The sequence below is a fragment of the Methylobacterium bullatum genome (assembly GCF_014845095.1).
GTDB lineage: Bacteria > Pseudomonadota > Alphaproteobacteria > Rhizobiales > Beijerinckiaceae > Methylobacterium > Methylobacterium bullatum.
Genome location: NZ_NKUG01000214.1, coordinates 1 through 1116, shown reverse-complemented (window position 1 = coordinate 1116; position 1116 = coordinate 1). Strand labels below are relative to the sequence as shown.

General features: G+C 69.4%; 1 protein-coding gene. It reads left to right on the top strand.

The genetic code is table 11. The annotated features are described in order from the left end of the window. Positions 1-1116 (top strand): cadherin-like domain-containing protein (locus tag MBTS_RS22145; protein ID WP_192216492.1); only part of this gene is annotated, 1116 nt, incomplete at both ends.

Genomic DNA, 1116 nt, shown 5'->3' with positions numbered 1-1116 from the left:
CGTGACGTCCGTACCGGCACGATCGTGAGCGACGGGGCGGGCGGCTACACCGTCACCCCGGCCGCCGACTACAACGGTCCGCTCGTCATCAGCTACAGTGTCGGCGACGGCACGACGTCGATCCCCGCCACCCTGAGCACCACCCTCACGGCCGTGAACGACGCGCCGTCGTTCTTCGGCGCCGGGACCGGCAAGGTGCTCACCCCGGTCGGCGCCGACGGATCGTCAGACACCGGCCGAAGCGTCACGGTTCAGCCGGACGGCAAGATCCTCGTCGCGGGCTATGGCGACGGGACCGGCGGCACCGACTTCGCGCTGGTGCGCTACAACGCGGACGGTAGCCTCGACACCGGCTTCGGCCCGGACGGGACCGGCAAGATCCTCACCCCCGCCGCCCCCGGCACGGCGTCAGACTATGGCCAGAGCGTCGCGCTCCAGACAGACGGCAAGATCGTCGTCGCGGGGTATGGCGTAGGTGCCGGCAACCGTTACGACTTCGCGCTGGTGCGCTACGACGCGGACGGCAGCCTCGACACCACCTTCGGCACGGGCGGAAAGGTCCTCACCCCGGTCGGCACCGGCCTGTCGAGCGACCAGGGCAACAGCGTCACGCTCCAGGCGGACGGCAAGATCCTCGTCGCGGGTTACGGCGAGGGCAGCGAAGGCCAAGACTTCGCGCTGCTGCGCTACAACGCGGACGGTAGTCTCGACACCGGCTTCGGCCCGGACGGAACCGGCAAGATCCTCACTCCGATCAGCGCGGGCACGGCGTCAGACCAGGGCAACAGCGTCACGCTCCAGGCGGACGGTAAGATCGTCGTCGTGGGTTCCGGCTGGGGCAACGGCCAAGACTTTGCTGCGGTGCGCTACAACACGGATGGCAGCCTCGACACCGGCTTCGGCCCGGACGGCACCGGCAAGATCCTCACCCCGGTCGGCGCCGGCATGTCGAACGACGCCGGCTACAGCGTCACTGTGCAGGCGGACGGCAAGATCGTCGTCGCGGGCTACGGCCAGGGCAGCGGGACCGGCTACGACTTCGCACTGGTGCGCTACAACGCGGACGGTACCCTCGATACTGGCTTCGGCCCGGACGGGACCGGCAAGATCCTCACC